The organism is Photorhabdus cinerea, from assembly GCF_011189575.1.
Classification (GTDB): Bacteria; Pseudomonadota; Gammaproteobacteria; order Enterobacterales; family Enterobacteriaceae; genus Photorhabdus; species Photorhabdus cinerea.
The window spans coordinates 1-20,099 of record NZ_PUJW01000002.1 but is presented as its reverse complement, the minus strand read 5'-3'; the positions used below and the strand labels follow the sequence as shown (position 1 = coordinate 20,099).

General features: G+C 41.1%; 15 protein-coding genes. 3 read left to right on the top strand and 12 right to left on the bottom strand.

All coding sequences use genetic code 11. The features are described 5' to 3' along the window. Nucleotides 1–27: 27 nt before the first annotated feature. Genes sirB1 through hemA form a run of 4 tightly spaced genes read right to left on the bottom strand, consistent with a single transcriptional unit; the run spans nt 28 to nt 4,045 of the window. Nucleotides 28–837, bottom strand: a complete 810-nt coding sequence (sirB1, locus tag C5469_RS02180) for an invasion regulator SirB1 (protein WP_166301745.1) — start codon at nt 835–837, stop codon at nt 28–30. After that, nucleotides 821–1,669 (bottom strand): peptide chain release factor N(5)-glutamine methyltransferase, encoded by an 849-nt coding sequence (prmC, locus tag C5469_RS02175; protein WP_166301742.1) that lies wholly within the window; start codon nt 1,667–1,669, stop codon nt 821–823. Before prmC ends, sirB1 begins: the two co-directional genes overlap by 17 nt. Beyond that, the gene (gene prfA, locus C5469_RS02170; RefSeq protein WP_166301739.1) at nt 1,669–2,751 is read right to left on the bottom strand and encodes a peptide chain release factor 1; all 1,083 of its coding nucleotides are present in this window, start codon (nt 2,749–2,751) and stop codon (nt 1,669–1,671) included. The genes prmC and prfA overlap by 1 nt, the downstream gene beginning before the upstream one ends. Nucleotides 2,752–2,782: 31 nt before the next feature. Beyond that, nucleotides 2,783–4,045 carry a glutamyl-tRNA reductase gene (hemA, locus tag C5469_RS02165; protein ID WP_166301736.1) on the bottom strand — a complete coding sequence of 421 codons (1,263 nt, stop codon included), beginning with the start codon at nt 4,043–4,045 and terminating at the stop codon, nt 2,783–2,785. 250 nt (nt 4,046–4,295) lie between these two features. Here hemA and lolB point away from each other — a divergent pair, with 250 nt between their 5' ends. From lolB to prs, 3 genes are all read left to right on the top strand, one after another. Beyond that, on the top strand, nt 4,296–4,937 hold the full coding sequence (lolB, locus tag C5469_RS02160; protein ID WP_166301733.1) for a lipoprotein insertase outer membrane protein LolB: 642 nt from the start codon (nt 4,296–4,298) through the stop codon (nt 4,935–4,937). Continuing rightward, entirely contained in the window at nt 4,937–5,812 is an 876-nt protein-coding gene (gene ispE, locus C5469_RS02155; RefSeq protein ID WP_166301730.1) for a 4-(cytidine 5'-diphospho)-2-C-methyl-D-erythritol kinase, read from the top strand. Before lolB ends, ispE begins: the two co-directional genes overlap by 1 nt. 64 nt (nt 5,813–5,876) lie before the next feature. Further along, nucleotides 5,877–6,824, top strand: a complete 948-nt coding sequence (gene prs / locus C5469_RS02150) for a ribose-phosphate diphosphokinase (RefSeq protein WP_015834664.1) — start codon at nt 5,877–5,879, stop codon at nt 6,822–6,824. Between the two features lie 124 nt (nt 6,825–6,948). Here the strand turns inward: prs and ychH are convergent, their stop codons facing one another. From ychH to C5469_RS02110, 8 genes are all read right to left on the bottom strand, one after another. Then, the gene (gene ychH, locus C5469_RS02145; protein WP_166301727.1) at nt 6,949–7,224 is read right to left on the bottom strand and encodes a stress-induced protein YchH; all 276 of its coding nucleotides are present in this window, start codon (nt 7,222–7,224) and stop codon (nt 6,949–6,951) included. Between the two features lie 602 nt (nt 7,225–7,826). After that, on the bottom strand, nt 7,827–8,795 hold the full coding sequence (locus C5469_RS02140) for an Ig-like domain-containing protein (RefSeq protein ID WP_166301724.1): 969 nt from the start codon (nt 8,793–8,795) through the stop codon (nt 7,827–7,829). 105 nt (nt 8,796–8,900) lie between these two features. Next, a complete protein-coding gene (locus C5469_RS02135) occupies nt 8,901–10,226 on the bottom strand; it encodes a hypothetical protein (protein WP_166301721.1) in 1,326 nt (441 codons plus the stop codon). After that, nucleotides 10,223–10,909 (bottom strand): hypothetical protein, encoded by a 687-nt coding sequence (locus C5469_RS02130; protein WP_166301718.1) that lies wholly within the window; start codon nt 10,907–10,909, stop codon nt 10,223–10,225. Before C5469_RS02130 ends, C5469_RS02135 begins: the two co-directional genes overlap by 4 nt. A 168-nt stretch (nt 10,910–11,077) precedes the next feature. Beyond that, the gene (locus C5469_RS02125) at nt 11,078–12,571 is read right to left on the bottom strand and encodes a hypothetical protein (protein WP_166301715.1); all 1,494 of its coding nucleotides are present in this window, start codon (nt 12,569–12,571) and stop codon (nt 11,078–11,080) included. 145 nt (nt 12,572–12,716) lie between these two features. Further along, nucleotides 12,717–14,222, bottom strand: a complete 1,506-nt coding sequence (locus tag C5469_RS02120; RefSeq protein WP_166301712.1) for a hypothetical protein — start codon at nt 14,220–14,222, stop codon at nt 12,717–12,719. Nucleotides 14,223–14,782: 560 nt separating this feature from the next. Then, nucleotides 14,783–16,279 carry a hypothetical protein gene (locus C5469_RS02115; RefSeq protein ID WP_166301709.1) on the bottom strand — a complete coding sequence of 499 codons (1,497 nt, stop codon included), beginning with the start codon at nt 16,277–16,279 and terminating at the stop codon, nt 14,783–14,785. Nucleotides 16,280–17,088: 809 nt separating this feature from the next. Then, nucleotides 17,089–20,099 (bottom strand): Ig-like domain-containing protein (locus C5469_RS02110; RefSeq protein WP_207628670.1); only part of this gene is annotated, 3,011 nt, incomplete at its 5' end.

The following is a 20,099-nucleotide window of genomic DNA, read 5'->3' as shown; positions in this document are numbered from 1 at the left end:
TAAGGGCAAATAAATTAACTGGATAAATCAGTGCAGCACAATGCATTGCTGCTCAATGGAATATATCTGCATTCTGATCATTTCTGCGACAGGGTCCTCCGGACAGTGTTCCACAAAATAATTCAAATCAGAAACCGCAATATGATTACAATCAAGTTCGGCATAAATCAGCCCTCTATCACGTATTTCATAAGGGTCATCCGGCTCAAACATCAGAACAGCTTCACTGGCTTTCAATGCTAATTCCATCTGCTTTTCTTCCATTAATACGGCTTTTATTGTATCCAGCACTTTGCGTACAATGCTGATGTTATCGGCTTCCTGTAAATCATCCGCTGCTAATTTAGCAGTTTGGCTAATATTACCCTTAAGCCACACATCAAGCATGTATTCACTCAAAGTTTCACCATTGATTGGATTAATAAACCTTGCTGGTTTATCCAGGCAATCAACACGCAGAATCAACTGTGTTGGAAAAATAACCGGCATAAATAGCAGTTCTAAAGCCTGAGCAATATGGATAAGAATTATCCCTAAAACAACCGGAGAACCCTGACGAGAATGCAGTACTTTATCCAACCATAATGTATCTGACAGGCAATAAACACCACTAGCACCGCCAAATTTCCAATTCTGATAAAAAAGCGTTAGTAATTTTTCCAGTTGTTGTTCTTTATTCATCTGTGGAGATATTTCACGCTTGGCTTCATCAATCAATGCCTGAAGCCGCATCTCCACTGAACGCTGAGGGAAGTCAGAGCGAATGGCTTTTGATATTAATAGGATACCACTACTTAAAGATGCGTTATTAAATTCATAATCAGCTATGGCTTTCATCACTTTTCCACTGGCCCAGTGTTATTCGTTCGTTACCGCCATAATCCTGAAAAGTAGCCACCTGCTGATAACCACTCTCAGAAAATAGGCTTCTTACAACGTCTCCCTGTTTCCAACCATGCTCCAGTAACAACCATCCATCAGGTAACAAAAAATTACGCGACAGATCAATAATCGTATTCAGATCAGCCGTTCCCTGTTTTGCCGCAATTAATGCACTATCAGGCTCAAACCGAACATCACCCTGCGACAGATGGGAATCTGCTTCATCTATGTAAGGCGGATTACTCACAATCATATCAAACTGTTGATTATTCAACGAAGAAAACCAACTGCTCTCCAGAAAATCCACATTTTGTATTTTCAGTTTTTCAGCATTGCCCCGTGCCAAAATGACTGCATCAGGATTGATATCAACACCTGTCACCCAACAGTCAGAGCGTTCACTGGCAATCGCTAACGCAATCGCCCCCGTTCCTGTGCCCAAATCCAGAATGTGGCAAGATGTTAGTGGTAACCGTTCAAGCGCTTTTTCAACCAGACATTCAGTATCAGGACGCGGGATCAATGTGGCAGGAGAAACATTCAATGGCAACGACCAGAATTCACGCTCGCCGGTAATGTAAGCAATGGGTTCACCTTTTACCCGGCGGGCTAATAAAGCCTCGAGCTGGCTAAATTGTTCTGGAGAGATCTGGGTTTCCCCGAATGCCAATATATAAGTCCGGGCATGGCGAGTGACGACCCCCAACAAAATCTCTGCATCCCGTTTAGGGCTGTCACTTGCTGCTAACTGTATTGTGGCTTGTTTGAGCCATCCCTGATAATCCATCAATCCTGCTCTGACAAAGCTGATAATTGATCGGCCTGATACTCATTAACAATCGGCTGAATAAGCATATCCAATTTGCCTTCCATCACTTCATCAAGGCGATACAAAGTTAGGTTAATGCGGTGATCCGTCACCCGTCCTTGTGGGAAATTATAAGTACGGTTGCGATCTGAACGATCACCGGAACCCAGCAAATTACGGCGCTCAGAAGCTTCTGCTTCCTGACGTTTACGAACTTCCGCGGCGCGAATACGTGCCGCTAATACAGACATCGCTTTCGCTTTGTTTTTATGCTGTGAACGTTCATCCTGACATTCAACGACAATGCCAGTTGGAATATGCGTGATACGGATTGCTGAATCCGTGGTGTTTACATGCTGTCCACCCGCACCAGATGAACGAAACGTATCAATACGCAAATCACCCGAGCTGATTTCCGGCAACTCTGCTTCCGGGATCTCCGGCAAAACAGCAACAGTACAAGCAGAAGTGTGAATACGCCCTTGTGATTCGGTTTCTGGTACACGCTGAACACGATGGCCACCAGATTCAAATTTCAGATGACCATAAACCTGTTCACCGGAAACTTTAGCAATAATTTCTTTGTAACCACCGTGCTCACCATCATTGGCGCTCATCACTTCTATTTTCCAACGGCGAGATTCCGCATAACGACTGTACATACGAAACAGATCCCCGGCGAAAATAGCCGCTTCATCACCACCGGTTCCAGCACGAACCTCAAGAAAACAGTTACGTTCATCATCAGGATCTTTCGGCAACAGCAGCAGTTGCAGTTGCTGCTCCAACTCCTCATTACGGGCTTTAGCATCCTTGATCTCTTCCTGTGCCATTTCTCGCATTTCAGGGTCATCAAGCATTATTTCAGCTGCTTTAAGATCATCCTGAACGGTACGCCAAGTCTTAAAACAATTAGTCACATCAGTCAGTTGAGCATATTCCCGTGACAAAGCACGGAAACGTTCTTGATCAGCAATCACACCGGCATCACCGAGATGAGCCAAAACTTCTTCGTGACGTTCTTGTAATGCTTCCAATTTAGCAACAATAGAAGGCTTCATTCGTGGTTTCAGACCCTATTCAGAGATATGGTTAATTCTGTTCCAGCCCAAGGCTGTCACGTAATAAATTAAGACGCTCCAGGTCACCATCACTGGCAGCCTGTTGGAGTGATTTGGTAGGAGCATGCATCAAGCGGTTCGTCAATTGATGGGTCAACTGATTTATTACCTGTTCGATATCAGCCCCCTGATTGATAGCAGACAACGCCTTAGCTGTCATTTCAGCCCGCACCCGCTCTGCCTGATTACGATATTCACGGATTGAGTTTACCGCTCCTTGTGAACGTAACCAGTCCATAAAATAACCGCTTTCTTGCTGAACAATATATTCAGCCTGGATAGCCGCTGCTTTACGCTGTGCAAGATTCTGCTGAATAATTGCTTGTAAGTCGTCAACACTGTAGAGATAGACATTATTCAGTTTTTCCACATCAGGCTCTATATCACGGGGAACTGCAATGTCAATCAGCAACATCGGTTGATTACGACGTAACTTTAATGCACGTTCAACCATGCCTTTCCCAATGATGGGTAAAGGGCTAGCGGTTGAACTGATAACAATATCAGCTTCAGCTAAGCGTGTATCAATTTCAGGCAAAGTAATCACTTCAGCCTGAACTTCATTAGCCAATATCTGCGCCTTTTCTTTCGTCCTGTTAGCGATCATCATATGGTGCACTCGATGCTCTTTCAGGTGGCGGGCTGCCAGCTCAATGGTTTCACCTGCACCTACCAGCAAAATATTCAGCTCAGAAAGTGATTCAAAAATCTGCCGTGCCAGGGTACAAGCCGCAAAAGCAACTGAAACCGCATTTGAGCCAATCTCAGTTTCAGTTCTGACGCGCTTGGCAACAGAAAATGATTTCTGAAACAATCGCTCCAACTCGCTTGATAAGGATTGGCTGTGCTGCGACTCCGCAAATGCTTTCTTCACTTGTCCAAGAATCTGAGGTTCCCCAAGTACCAATGAATCCAGCCCACTCGCCACTCTCATCAAGTGGCTAACCGCTTCATTATCGTGATGCCAGTAAACACTGGATTTCAAATCTCTGGGATTAAGCTGATGGTATTCACATAACCAGTTGATTAACTGTTCATACAGATTATCCTGCTGCTCTACACTGAGGTAAAGTTCTGTACGGTTACAGGTTGATAGCACAACGCCTCCCCTCACCAGCGGCTGCTGGAGAAGGTTATCAAGTGCCTCCCCAATCGCGTCAGGGGAAAAAGTCACCCGTTCACGCAGAGATACAGGCGCAGTTTTGTGGTTGATACCAAGTGCTAACAAAGTCATATGAACTGCATTGAGTTATCAGCAGAGAGACAATTCATCGTAAAAATGTTTTATTTGATGAAATCATCACCCTTAATAAGGACTCTTCTTAAGCTGTGCATTCTACTTGATACGCCAGACCAATAAAAGACAATCAGCAACGTCTGATATCATTATTCAGAATATTTTTTCGAAATTTAACTGGATTAATACTTTATTCTTCATTATTAAGTAATGTAAAAATTTTCATGCTGTTAAACAGAGATTATCGATGAAGCCAATGAAAAAATTATCACTCTTCTGCCTACTACCACTCCGCCTACTGCCACTCTCTTGTGTGCTACTAACCGCTTGTACATTAACAATACAGCCGGTAGGAACCGGGTCCACTGATTCTCCTCAGTGGCAAGCACGCGCACAACAATTACAGCAATTGAATCAATATCAAACCCGTGGATCTTTTGCTTATCTGACTAATGAGAAAAAAGTTTATGCGCGTTTTTTCTGGCATCAATATAACCCAGAACGCTACCGTTTATTGCTGACTAATCCCCTGGGCAGTACTGAATTAGAACTAGTCGTTCAACCCGGTATGACTCAGTTAACAGATAACCAAGGCAAAAAATATTTCAGTGATAATCCTGAGGAGATAATTTATCAACTCACCGATATGCATATTCCACTGGATAATCTGCGACATTGGATAACCGGTCTGCCCGGTGAAGCAAAAGACTTTAAACTTGATTCTGGCTATTTATTGAAAACTGTCAGTTATCGACACAATGGTGCAACATGGTTAGTTAATTATCAATCCTACGATACCTCAACGATCCCCGCCCTTCCTAACCGTCTTGAGCTGACTCAGGGCGATCGCCGCATTAAACTAAAAATGGATAACTGGACCACAAAATAATGACTTTAACCTGGCCTTCACCGGCAAAACTTAACCTATTTCTCTATATCACCGGTCGTCGCGCTAATGGCTACCACCAATTGCAAACGCTATTTCAGTTTCTTGATTATGGCGACGAAATTACAATTAGCCCACGCCAAGATAATGAAATTCGTTTACTGACACCAGTAGACGGTGTAGAACACGATAACAACCTGATCATTCGCGCAGCACGTCTATTGCAATCCTACAGCCACCAACATGGCACTGGCATTGCTCATCAAGGCGCTGATATCAGCATCAATAAGCGTCTGCCAATGGGCGGTGGATTAGGTGGTGGTTCATCTAATGCCGCTACTGTGCTTATCGCACTGAATTATCACTGGCAAACGGGCTTCACAGACGAAACACTGGCAACCCTTGGCGTGAGTCTTGGTGCTGACGTCCCCGTCTTTATCAAGGGTCACGCGGCGTTTGCAGAAGGTATTGGTGAAATCCTGCAAATAGCAGAACCAGACGAAAAATGGTATCTGGTTGCTCACCCTGGTATTGAAATCTCAACCCTGCGCATCTTCACAGATCCAGAATTAAAACGTGATACACCAATTCGCTCTCTGGCCGCGTTATTAAAGGCTCCGTACGCAAATGATTGTGAGCCTCTTGTAAGAAAACGTTTTCGTGAGGTTGAACAGCTTCTTTCATGGCTGCTAGAATACGCGCCGTCGCGCCTGACCGGAACCGGTGCATGTATATTCGGTGAATTCGAATCAGAAGCATCGGCCCGTAAGGTGTTAAATAAAGCCCCTGAGTGGTTGCATGGTTTTGTTGCGCGTGGCGTAAACAATTCACCTTTGCACAATTTCCGCTCTGGGATACCCGTGTTATTGAACCAATGAATAAATATTGTTATTTAGTATTGGTCAACAATATCTCTCTGGACGCAAGCCTGAGGTCTTTCTCGTGCCCGATATGAAGCTTTTTGCTGGTAACGCTATCCCGGAACTAGCACAACGTGTTGCCAACCGCCTGTACACTAACCTCGGAGATGCTGCTGTCGGCCGTTTCAGCGACGGTGAAGTCAGTGTGCAAATTAACGAAAATGTGCGCGGTGGTGATATATTCATCATCCAGTCCACTTGTGCACCGACTAACGACAACCTGATGGAATTAGTCGTTATGGTTGATGCACTGCGTCGCGCTTCCGCAGGACGTATTACCGCAGTAATCCCTTACTTCGGTTATGCCCGTCAGGACCGCCGTGTCCGTTCAGCCCGTGTGCCGATTACCGCCAAAGTGGTTGCAGACTTCCTGTCCAGTGTCGGCGTAGACCGCGTGCTGACAGTTGATCTGCATGCTGAACAGATTCAAGGTTTCTTTGATGTTCCGGTTGATAACGTATTTGGCAGCCCAATTCTGCTGGAAGATATGTTACAAAAAGAGCTGGAAAACCCTATCGTTGTTTCCCCGGATATTGGCGGGGTTGTCCGCGCTCGTGCCATCGCTAAGCTACTGAACGATACGGATATGGCTATCATCGATAAACGCCGCCCACGCGCTAACGTTTCTCAGGTGATGCACATTATTGGTGATGTCGCTGGCCGCGACTGCGTATTGGTCGATGACATGATCGATACCGGCGGCACATTATGCAAAGCAGCCGAAGCACTGAAAGAGCGTGGAGCCAAACGTGTATTTGCTTACGCAACTCACCCCATTTTCTCCGGCAACGCGGTGGACAACATCAAAAACTCCGTTATTGATGAAGTGGTTGTCTGTGACACCATTCCGCTGTCTGCTGAGATCAAGGCTTTAAATAAAGTTCGTACTCTGACTTTGTCAGGTATGTTAGCTGAAGCGATCCGCCGTATCAGCAATGAAGAGTCAATCTCTGCGATGTTTGAACACTAAGTTTTATAGCATCGTTTATTAAGAAAAAACCCGTTGTATAAAAGCCTCAACGGGTTTTCTGTTTACCTGGAGTCATAATAATATAGCTCCATTTAACACAAGCTGTGACTAAACATATTTATTATTATGGATACCGATGATCATTTCGACGATAGCGCTCATCGTAATTTCTCAACCACCAGTAACGATCTGCTATACCTTCCCGACCTCCAACACCGGCGCCAGCCAGCCAAACAAGAGCGCCAATAAAGACACCCAATAGCGCTGCTTCAGATAAAAACTCAGGCCAGCCAAGACTGAAAATGTGGGGCAGTAATGTATAAACCAGACTGCTAACTATAGTGAACATACCGATGCCCATTAATACATTACCCACTATGAAGGCACTTTGACGTTTCATACCTTACCTCCAACTCTTTTCGCGAACACTAAGAACCAAAAACTCCAAAGTTAATGCTTACTAAAAACCTATACCAGTAGGCGTAATTGAGGCAGTGACTATCTACAGCTATACGTGACGTGACCATCTATGGCTATGCTGCTGCTTTGTTGGCTGCATTCACTCACCCCGGTCACAGAGTTATCTATGCTCCCGGGGATTCGCGCCCTTGCCGTCGAGAAGCATCTTGAAATCCATAGGCTATAGATAGTATAGCCCTATTTGGTAAAAGGTCATTGCGGGTACGATCACAACTAAAGGAGATTTAATAACCACACCCTAATCATTATAAGAAATAACATGAAAAAATAATGAGTTAGGTGGCCTGAACTTCAGTTAAAGAGAAGTTTAGGTTTTTAACTAAATATTGATGTATAACAATGATAGTTGTGAAATTCCATCCAGGTTATATATTTTCAATTAGTGCTTCTTATCGAGATAATAAAAATCGTCTTATTTTCAAACTGTATGATAACGGCTAAAAATAGGGGATTTCTCCAATTTTCCAATAAGTAATCATGCAATCAGCATCCCCCCAAATATCCAGAGCCTACTATTACTAACTAACATAGCCCTGGGGTTAACGTTATCCACGTTTGATAATATATCAGTCCATCTATACAACTTATACCAACAGATGAAAATTTACTCATAGGAGGAACATGACGATGAGGCGAATACCCTTGAGTATAAGTAGAATAAACACTAAAGCTAAAATATCCATTTTTATCGGTAGTCATATTTTTGTCTTTATCACTCACTGACAGATAAGATCCCGTAGATACTGCCATGGTTACATTAGGTTCACCTATACCATTCTTATATAAATATCCAGTTATAATACCGCTCGAAAATGAAGACAACCCAGACGGAGATTTTGTGATCTTTAACCGATATGGATTATATGTGAAACTCACAGCTATACCCTTTATAATATCTCCCACTCGTGCTATTAGTATCACCTTGCCATCGCTATCAGATTGTATTGAAACCGTTATTTTACCATCTTTATCTGTTATACCCGACGATGGAAATACCGTTGCCCCACTATCTACATGAAAGATTATTTCTTGGTCTTTAATTCCTTTACCAAACTGATCATACACAGTTGCAACTACGCTATTCTCATCGGTACTATTAGCCCATACATTATTTTTTTCTCGGTCAAGATTAATACCTGCCACACATTGAGGGACAGCAGTAAACTCTATCTGGAGAGGAGAGGCTTTTATTTGAGTATCACCGTCCAAATAGGCATCTACATTTCCTTGACACGGAGTTGAACCAACAGAGATAATTTCAACTGATGCTTCACCCATTACTCCTGTATTTTTTGTAATTTTACGCTCATTATTTTCTTTAAATACCATAGATTCATTATCTAATGTTAAAATTACATTCATCCCATGCAATAAATAACCATCTTGAATTACGTTTATACCAATATGTATAGGCTTATCCGCAGTTTCCATTTTTTTACTTGATACCCAACTTAATGTTTTAGCATCTTTTGGTGCTTGTTCATCATTCATTTCATTCTCCTAATTTATCACTATTATGTATATTTATATATGTTATCATCGATTTAAAGTTAAAAATAAAATGATTTCAACTTGATAATAACAATATTCCTTACACTAAATAGAAGGAAAATATTTAAAATTAATAGAAAATTGAATCGACTTATCAGTATCGGGTAAACTTATTATCACATTATTTTTTTCTGCTTTGGTATTAGTTATATGGAAAGTTGTACAACCATCCTGACTAATTGCAACCTGCAACTCTCTCTCGTTATCACCAAAACCTGAAATTATCGAGGAGCCATCAGTACGAACAAGTAATCTTTTACCGGAATAAATAGTACGGTCCACAATAACATAACCACTACAAACACTCATACCATCAGCAGGTACTTCAGAGGTAAATGCATAAGCTTTAATAATATCTCCTCCATCTCTCCACTCACTAAATATCGCCTGACCTACACCCGGTGTTACAGTCCCATCCTCCGCAGAAACAGTACAGCGAAAACTACCCGTTTCCTCAGATTGCAAATGGAAATAAGCCAGACCGAAACTATTGGGGGCAAATTGATATTTTGTATCATCCCCTTCAACAATATTGCCCGACTCAACACTAGCCGATAACCGCTTTCCTGGTGGCCCATAAACCGCAACCAAATTTTTCGGCTTTATTCTGGGATATTCATTAGATACCATCGGCGCACCTTCACTAATTGATATCATGACAGACGACATATCCATTAGCGACAATATCACTGAACCTGGAGCAGAAATAGCATTACCAACCTCATAATACCCGGTTCCCACTCCTTCCTGCCCCAAACAAAGAACATTTTCCGCCGGCACCACTAAAGAAACATAACCCTGCTTAACATCTTCATCACTGACCGTTATTGGTTGTGCATCCCAGGCCGCCCTCGCAATTGGCTCATAGTTGAAGTTATATCCTTGCCAGTGGAATATGACGCTGTCGCCTTTCTGCATCTGCTTATAACTAATATGCACATTTAATCCATGATGTTGTACAAGAGACGAATAGTGAATAACGCTAGATGTTGCATCTGGATAAATCGATGGTAATAATTTTATTGATGGAGAATTAATAACTTTAATAACAGTCGGTTTAGAGAAATTTTCATTCTCGAAATCATCCGCTGATGTATAAGTCACATTATAGCAACCATCTGGTATTTCAGAGAACGGCATAATTACAGTAAAAAAATCAAGATTAATATTCTGAACATAATAGGGGTGAGAAAAAATCCCCCCAACATTTACCACTATCACATCCCAGATTTTTATCTTCTTATGATAAGGTACTTTGATAATTAAATCTTGGTTCTGTTGAACAGAAACATCAATCAAACCATCATTATCTGCTTGCGGCAATTCTGGCGACGATAAAGGAATAAATATATTTTCGTGATTGGTAATCATATTTCACCCTCCATTGGAATCGGTCTAAACGATAAAATAAAATTGACTGTATCCCCTGAATCTGAATCAGGTGCTGTTAGCCAAACATTAACTTTACCTGCTGTGTTGCTAGTCACATTCACTGTCGCACTACCATCCTCCTTTAATGGAATATCTGCCCAGTCTTTATTATAACCCTCAATGACTGCATTATTATTCACTCTTATACGGATTTGGTTAATATCATCATTATTTTCGCGATCAATAAAAAGATATATCGAGCAAGGCGTCTTCCCATCTGCCGGAGCACCTGTAGTATAATTATAGGCGGTAAATACTATCGCTTCATCAGACTGACGATAATTACCAAAAATAAGCGGGAAAGATATTACCTTATTCATATCCTCTTGTGGGGAAATCATCACAAAAGCCGAAAACTCTTCGCTATTTTCAATATTTTTATGTTCAAACGGAGAACGAACATAAAAATGTCCTGCTCCAGTCTCATCTAACGTCAATGTGATCTGATCCACATCAATATTATCATCTACAATAGAAGCACCGATAGATGTCGTAGCATAGAATTTATATCCAGGTAGACCATATATAGTCACAATATTTTTGGGATTAAGATTAGGGTAATCGGTTAAATCACTTATCGCCGCGTTTTCTGTGATAATCACACTTGAGATGCCGTTATTCATATTGTCACCATTAACTCCATGATTTATTAATTGAAAATACAATGATAACGCTTAATAAAATATTACAGTTATGCAATAAATAAATCGCCAGTTCACAAATAAGAAACATATTCGGAAGAATGGAAAATGCTCAAGCGTTTTCCAGCAAATAAATAAAAGCTCAATCAGTTATGGAACCGTATCAATACGGCCAAACCAAACCTTAGAGTCCTTTATTCTTACACTATAAGTAATATAAACTAATCCTGGTCCATCATCATACGAGTCTACACCTGTAAAAGGTGCCTGACCCAGCAGAATAATAGCTTCGCCTGCCGCCACTTCATCGGCAGTTACGGTATGAGGTTCAAGAGAATAAATTTTTGAAGATGGAATATCATTGACAACACCATTAACGTAAATACGTACATTGATAACACTATCCACATCTATTCCATTGTTTTTACCCACAGCAATATGTGCATCCAGCCCTCCACCTAAAATTTTTGCACGATTAATCTTGCCTCGCTGTTTAAGTTCGCTCTGATCTTTATGAGTGAAAATTCTAGGTGCCGCTAATGTACGCCTAATCTCTGGTGGTTGATTCGGTACTGACCTCGTTAAATTAAAATAGAGGGAAGATGACATAGTTATATTTCCCGTTGCATCAGCCATATAGTAATATAATTCATTATCGCCAGTATTTGGAACACTGGCATATGGAACTGGAATAAACGGACTATCCAACTGATTCAGATCAGTAATGACAGCAGACACACTTGGCGTTTCATCATTATCTTCTCTGATCATTAAGAAAATTCTATCTCTCGGTTTAACACTTTCATAAAATGGGATACTCACATGAAAACCTGTACTACTATTTCCTACTGGTGGTGTTAATCTATCACCGTTCAACTCTACAATATCTGGCGTTGCCAGCGTTGGAGCAATGTCTTTTGTAATAAACAGAATATTTGATGAAGATTTCTTTGAGAAATCCGGCAATTCTGTGAACATATCAACCGCATAATTCCCCTTCCCTTTCTGACTGGGGAAAACCCTTAAAGCAACAAAACCGTTTTCATCCGTATTAATATAGTATTTATTACTATTTAATTTTCGAATAAAAGGAGATATTTCTTCCGTAAGTTGCCCTCTTTCATAACCAAAAATACGCACTACCCTATCAGTTACCAGAGGGATTTGAAAATAGGGTAACGGCTCACTTGTTTTACTCAACGCATATAGATTAATAAGCAAGCTGCCATTAAATTCAGAAGGCCGTTCATCATCCTTTGCCGGAGATAAATCTTTTATCAACGATTCGCCAATAATGATAGGTCCAAACGCTGCATGTGAAAAACCATTTTTATCAATAGGATGAAATGCTATCTCTAATTTAGCATCGGGGTCCGTAGCCTTATCCATTGAAAATGTTATGGTAAAATCATTGGCGCCCAAATTAGCAGTAACAACAAATTTTGCAGTGCAAGTATTATTCTTAACATCCCTTGAAATACGAGGAATCTCATCAAAACTGACATCTTGCTGGTCACTGTACACTATATCAGTCGTTTCCGTTACTTTATGAGTTTCATCACCTGAATAAATCACAGTAATAACAACCGGGCACTCTTCTAAAACCGTTATTCCTGAAACGATATCTGCTGTAAGTGTCGACATATTAAACCTCATATTAAAGTTAAACACCAAATAATATAGCTCGGTAATAAAGAAATCTTTAGTTCACAAAACAAGCAACATGTCCGGGAAAATGGAAAACGCCTACGCATTTTCCATAAACAGATAAAAGCTCAATCAGTTAAATTTATTTCCTAGGTGGAACAGTATCAATATGTCCAAACCAAATCTTAGACTCTTTTTTGCCTACGCTATAAGTGATATAAACCGAGCCTAGCGTACCATCACTATATGAATCTACATTAGTAAAAGGTGCCTGACCAAGCAGAATAATAGCCTCTCCAGCCGCCACTTCGTCAGCAGTTACCGTATGAGGTGCAACAGAATAAATCTTTGAGGATGGATTCTCATTTACAATACCATTAACGTAAATACGTACATTAATGACATTATTTACTTCTATTCCGTTTTTTTTACCCACAGCAATATGAGCATCCAATCCTCCACCTAAAATATATTCAAGATTAATCTTACCCGGCCAGCCAAATTCCTCCTGCCGTCTATGATTAAAAATTCTAGGTCTCGCTAATATACGCCTAATCTCTGGTGGCTCATTCGGTACTGACCTCGTTAAATCAAAATAGCGGGCATATGACATAGTGATATTTCCCACTGCATCAGAAATATAATAATATAACTCATTATCGCCAATATTTGGAATATTGGCATATGGAACTGGAATAAATAAATTATCCAACTGATTCAGATCATTAATGACAGTAGACACACTTGGCGTTTCATCATTACCTTCTCTGATCATTAGGAAAACTGTGTCTTTCGGTTTAACACCTTCATAAAATGGAATATTCACATGAAAATCTGTACTGCTATTTCCTTCTAATGGAGTCAATTTATTACCATTCAGCTCTGCAATATCTGGCGCCGCAAGCGTTGGATCAATGTCTTCTATAATAAACAGAATATTTGATAAAGATTTCTTTGAAAAATCCGGTAATTCTGTGAACATATCAACTGTATAATTACCATTCTCCTTTTTACTGGGGAAAATTTTTAAAGCAACAAAACCTTCATTATTTGTATTAATATAGTATTTATTATTATCGTAATTTAGAACAAGAGGCAATATTTCTTCCGTAATTTGTTCTCCATCATACCCAAAAACACGCACTAAATTATTAATTACCAGAGGAATTTGAAAATAGGGTAACGGCTCATTTGTTTTACTCAACGCATAGATATTAATAAGCAGGCTGCCATTAAATTCAGAAGGTCGTTCATCATCTGCTGCCGGAGATAAGTCTTTTATCAACGAATCACCAATAATGATAGGTTCAAACGCAGCATGTGAAAAATCATTTTTAACAATAGGATGAAATGCAATCTCCAATTTAGCATCAGGGTCCGTAACCCTATCCATTGAAAATGTTATGACGAAATCGCTGGCACCAGAAGCAGCAGTAACAATAAATTTCGCAGTGCAGATATTATTCTTGACATCCCTTGAAATACGTGGAGTCTTATCAAAACGGGTATTTTCTGGGTGACTGTACACTATGTCAGTCGTTTCCGTTACTTTATGTATATCATCACCTGAATAAGTCACCGTGATAACAACAGGGCACTCCTCTAAAACCGTTATTCCTGAAATTATATCTGCTGTAAATGTCGACATATTAAACCTCATATTAAAGTTAAACACCAACAAGTAACAAACACCTAATTTCTATCAAAATAATGCGTTTATACAACGATGCTTACTCTCTATTATCTCCTTCCTGTTTGTCACACAAATAAATTATTTACTTTAGCCGTTAATGTAATAACAACAAACCCTTACTCGAAGCATAAGCTTTATATCCAAGTATACTCTATATAGTTATAATATATCTGGGATTAAGATTACGGTAATTGTTAAATCACTTTTCTCCATACCTCACATTATTCATACTATCATCATTAATTCCATGATTCATTGATTCATTGATTGAAAATAACAACACTAATAAAACATTATAGCTCGGTAATAAAGAAATCGCCAGTTCACCAATAAGAAATATGTTCATAAAGATGGAAAATGCTTATGCGTTTCCCAATAAACAGGAAAAAACTCAATCAACTAAATCTATTGTCCAGATGGAACAATATCAATATGTTCAAACCAGATCTTAGATTCCTTTTGACCTACACTGTAAGTAATATAAACTAAGCCTGGCTCGTCATCACGATATGAGTCTACGGAACAGTATCAATGTATCCAAACCAAATCTTAGATTCTTTTTTGCCTACGCTGTAAGTGATATAAACCGAACCTGGAGTACCATCACGATATGAATCTATATTAGCAAAAGCGGCCTGACCAAGCGGAATAATAGCTTCTCCTGCCGCTACTTCTTCGGCAGTTACCGTATGAAGCTCAATAGGATAAAGTTTCGAAGATGGATTATCATTTATAATACCATTAACATAAACACGTATATTGATAATATTATTTACCTCTATTCCACTTTTTTTATCCACAGTAATATGGGCATCTAATCCTCCGCCTAATATATCGTTAAGATTGATCCAAGCTGGCCAGCCGAATTCCAACTGTAGTATATGACTAAAAATTCTAGGTGCAGCTAATGTACGCTTAATCTCTGGTGGTACATTTGGTGTTGACCTCGTTAGATTAAAATAGAGGGCAGATGACATAGTTATATTTCCTGTTGTATCAGCCCTATAATAATATAATTCATTATCTCCAATATTTGGAACACTAGCATATGGAACTAAAATAAATGGATTATTCAACTGATTCAGATCAGTAATGACAACAGACGCACTTGGTGTTTCGTCATTATCTTCTCTGATCATTAAGAAAATTCTATCTCTCGGTCTAACACCTTCATAGAATGGAATACTCACATGGAAACCTGTACTACTATTTCCTACTAATGGCGATAATTTATTACCATTCAACTCTTCAATATCTGGCGTTGCAAGCGTTGGGTTAATATCTTTTGTAATAAACAGAATATTCGATGAAGCTCTCTTTGAAAAATCCGGCAATTCTGTAAACATATCAACTGCATAGTTCCCCTTCCCTTTCTGACTGGGGAAAACCGTTAAAGCAACAAAACCGTTTTTATCCGTATTAATATAATATTTATTACTATTTAATTTTTGAATAAAAGGAGATATTTCCTCCGTAATTTTTTCTCCATCATACCCAAAAATACGCACTATCCTATCAGTTACCAGAGGAATTTGAAAATAGGGTAATGGATCATTTGTTTTATTCAACGCATATAGATTAACGAGGAGGTTGCCATTAAATGAAGAAGGTGTCTCATTATCCGCTGCCGGAGATAAATCTTTTATCAACGCATCACCAATAACTATAGGTTCAAATGCTGCATATGAAAAACCGTTTTTATCAATAGAATGAAATGCAATTTCTAATTTAGCATCGGGGTCCGTAGCCTTATCTATTGAAAATTCTATGGTAAAATCACCAGCGTCAGAAGCAGCAGTAACAACAAATTTTGCAGTACAGGTATTTTTCTCAACATCTCTTGAAATACGAGGAATTTTATCAAAATAGGTATTTTTGGGGGTACTGTGCACTATGTCAGTCGTTTCCGTTACTTTATGAGCATCATCACCTGAATAAGTCACTGTGATAACAACCGGGCACTCCTCTAAAACCGTTATTCCTGAAATTATATCTGCTGTAAGTGTCGACATATTAAACCTCATATTAAAGTTAAACACCAATCAGTAACAAACACTTAATTTTCTATCAAAATAATGCGTTTATACAACGATGCTTACTCTCTATTACCTCCTTCCTGTTTGTCACATAAATAAATTATTCGCTTTAACCATTACTGTAATAGCAATATATTCTTTATCCAAAAGATATCGTAAAATAGGATACGGTGCTTCCTCCTCACATTCAAAAAACTAAGTCGGAAACTATCAGCATATGAGTCCATATATGAAAAAAGCGACTGACCAAGCTGAATAACACTTATTCTATTATTCTAACCTCCGTATCTTCCTTAGATTCATGTATGAGGATCAATAGTAATAAATACTTAAATCTAACTCCGCTCCCATAATACCATTAGCGTAAACACTTACATCAATAACATCATCTACATTGATTTCAACTTCCAGCCCTACAACATAAGCATCCAAGTCCCTTCCTTGAATAATCAAATAATTGATTTTCCCTCACTGTTCAAATTCTAAATAATCTTGATGAGTAAAAATTCCAGCTACAGCTAATGCACAAGAAACTTCTGTGATCGTTCATTAGGGACTGGATCGATTCAAATAACGAGAAGATAGCATGGCTACATTTTCACTATAAGTCACAGTAATGACAATTGGGCACGCTTCTAAAACCGTTATTCCTGAAACTATATCTGCTGTAAGTGCTAACATATTAAACTTCATATTAGAATTAAACACCAATCAGTAACAAACACCTAATTTTCTATCAAAATAGTGCGCTTCAACAATAATGCTCACTACCTATTATTTCCTTTCTACTCTTCACATAAAACTGCATAAGCCACTGCATCTAGATCGTTATTATCCAGCAAATGAGCCTGAATTTTCTCTTGTCCTGCTATATACAACCCTCCCATTGTTATTCTTTTATTAACTAGCCCTGTATTTGGATTACCTAACAAACCTTTTTTCATAAGATTTAAATTCAAATCATTAACCAGATAATCAATTGAGCTACCAAGATCACTCTCCTTTATCCTATTTCCTCTTGTACAACGAGGTAAAGGTTTACTCATGTCAATACGACTATTCAGGTCAGGGTAACCAACCCCCGGCCCTATCGGGTTAGAATCAACAATTACAAAGTGGTTAATTTTCACATCGGGAATAACATATTTTAAATACCGACCAGATTCTGGGTGTGTAAACGTTGCAGTTAATGTAACCATTCCTGCTTTTTTAACTTGAAAACTCTCCCCATCCACATCAATTACGTTCCTATTACTTGAGTCATATACTCCAATATAACCACCAGATATTCCTATTTTTCCATGCAAATACTCAGGTTTAAACTTCATTCTTTGCCAGCCAAAGTTCATTCTTTCCTTTGGTACTGAACGCCCGAGAGATTCTCCATCTTTATGGTGATAATCCGATATAAAGAAGTTAGCAACATCCTGCTCATTAGCCTTAATTTCCACTGTTTTATTCTTAGAACCAACAGATGAATCATTCACTTTGGCCGTTACCATAACAGCAACAAACCCACCACTTTTACTATATATCTGATATTGCGCTTTCCCATCAGCATCTGTTTTACCATCACCCACTACCTGAGTAACTAGGTTTTTATCAGTGATGGTAACTCCCTCGCTATTTGTTGCACTCCAAGCCACCGTAGCACCGCTTTTTGCCTGCCCGGAAAAATCTTTTACAGTGGCAGTAAAGGTGTAAGTATGCTCTGCGCCTTCTCCTTCTGTTACGTGATCTGGGCTAACAGTAAGAGAAGCAAGCTCATCAGGGCTGATAAAACTGACTTTTTTATCCGCATTCATCAGCGTTTGCTGGGTAGCCGTTTTTGCGGACACTTGTACATCAATCGCTACCATCGTGCTGCTTAAGGTCGCCGTGACCTGCCCCTGTGCGTTACTCACCGAATTGCTTTGTTTTGTCAGGATTAATCCGTCAACCGTTGGATCTGTCTGCCAGTCAATCTCGATCGGTTTATCCACCACCGGCTTGCCATACGCATCTTCCACTGTCGCCGTGAAGGTATAACTGTCCGTGCCATTGTTGTAGAGCGGCCCCTCTTTATCCACCGTCACGCGGGTAACCCGATAGCTGCTGCTCAGCTCCGCAAAACTGACTTTTCTATCCGCATTCACCGCCGCCGTCTGCTGGCTAGCGGTTTTCGCCGACACCTGTACATCCGTCACCGCCACCGTGCTGGTTAAGGTCGCCGTGACCTGTCCCTGTGCGTTACTCACCGAATTGCTTTGTGTCGTCAGTGTTAACCCGGGCTCCGCTTTATCTGTCTGCCAGTCAATCTCGATCGGTTGATCCACCACCAGATTGCCATGCCCATCCTTCACCGTCGCTGTGAAGGTATAACTGTCCGTGCCGTTGTTGTAATGCTCCTTGTCCTTATCCACATCCACCGTCACGCTGGCAACATAATAGCTGCTGCTCAGCTCCGTAAAACTGACTTTTCTATCCGCATTCACCGCCGCCGTTGGCTGGCTGGCGGTTTTCGCCGATACCTGCACATCAGATACCGCCACCGTGCTGGTTAAGGTCGCCGTGACCTGCCCCTGCGCGTTACTCACCGGGCTGCTCTGCTTCGTCAGTTTTAACCCGGGCTCCGTTTTATCTGTCTGCCAGTCAATCTCGATCGGTTGATCCACCACCAGATTGCCATGCCCATCCTTCACCGTCGCCGTGAAGGTATAACTGTCCGTGCCGTTGTTGTAGCGCAGCTTGTCTTTGTCCAAATCCACCGTCACGCTGGCGACATAATAGCTGCTGCTCAGCTCCGTAAAGCTGACTTTCCCGTTCGCGTTCACCGCCGTCTGCTGGCTGGCCGTCTTCGCCGACACCTGCACATCCGTCACCGCCGCCGTGCTGGTTAACGTCGCCGTGACCTGCCCCTGCGCGTTACTCACCGAATTGCTTTGTTTCGTCAGTGTTAACCCGGGCTCCGCTTTATCTGTCTGCCAGTCAATCTCGATCGGTTGATCCACCACCAGATTGCCATGCCCATCCTTCACCGTCGCCATGAAGGTATAACTGTCCGTGCCGTTGTTGTAGCGCAACTTGTCTTTGTCCACATCCACCGTCACGCTGGCGACATAATAGCTGGTGCTGAACTCCGTAAAACTGACTTTCCCGTTCGCGTTCACCGCCGCTAGCTGGCTGGCAGTTTTCGCCGATACCTGCACATCAGATACCGCCACCGTGCTGCTTAAGGTCGCGGTAACCTGCCCCTGTGCGTTACTCACCGAATTGCTTTGTGTCGTCAGTTTTAACCCGGGCTCCGCTTTATCTGTCTGCCAGTCAATCTCGATCGGTTGATCCACCACCAGATTGCCATGCCCATCCTTCACCGTCGCCGTGAAGGTATAACTGTCCGTGCCGTTGTTGTAGCGCAGCTTGTCTTTATCCACATCCACCGTCACGCTGGCGACATAATAGCTGCTGCTCAGCTCCGCAAAGCTGACGGTTTTATCCGCATTCACCGCCGTTGGCTGGCTGGCGGTCTTCGCCGACACCTGCACATCCGTCACCGCCACTGTGCTGCTTAAGGTCGCCGTGACCTGCCCCTGCGCGTTACTCACCGGGCTGCTCTGCTTCGTCAGTTTCAACCCGGCCACCGCTTTATCTGTCTGCCAGTCAATATCAATCGGTTTATCCGCTACCGGGTTGCCATACGCATCCTCCACCGTTGCTGTGAAGGTATAAGTGTCGGTACCGTTGTTATAGAGCGGGTCCTCTTTGTCCACCGTCACGCGGGTGACCCGATAGCTGCTGCTCAGCTCCGTAAAACTGA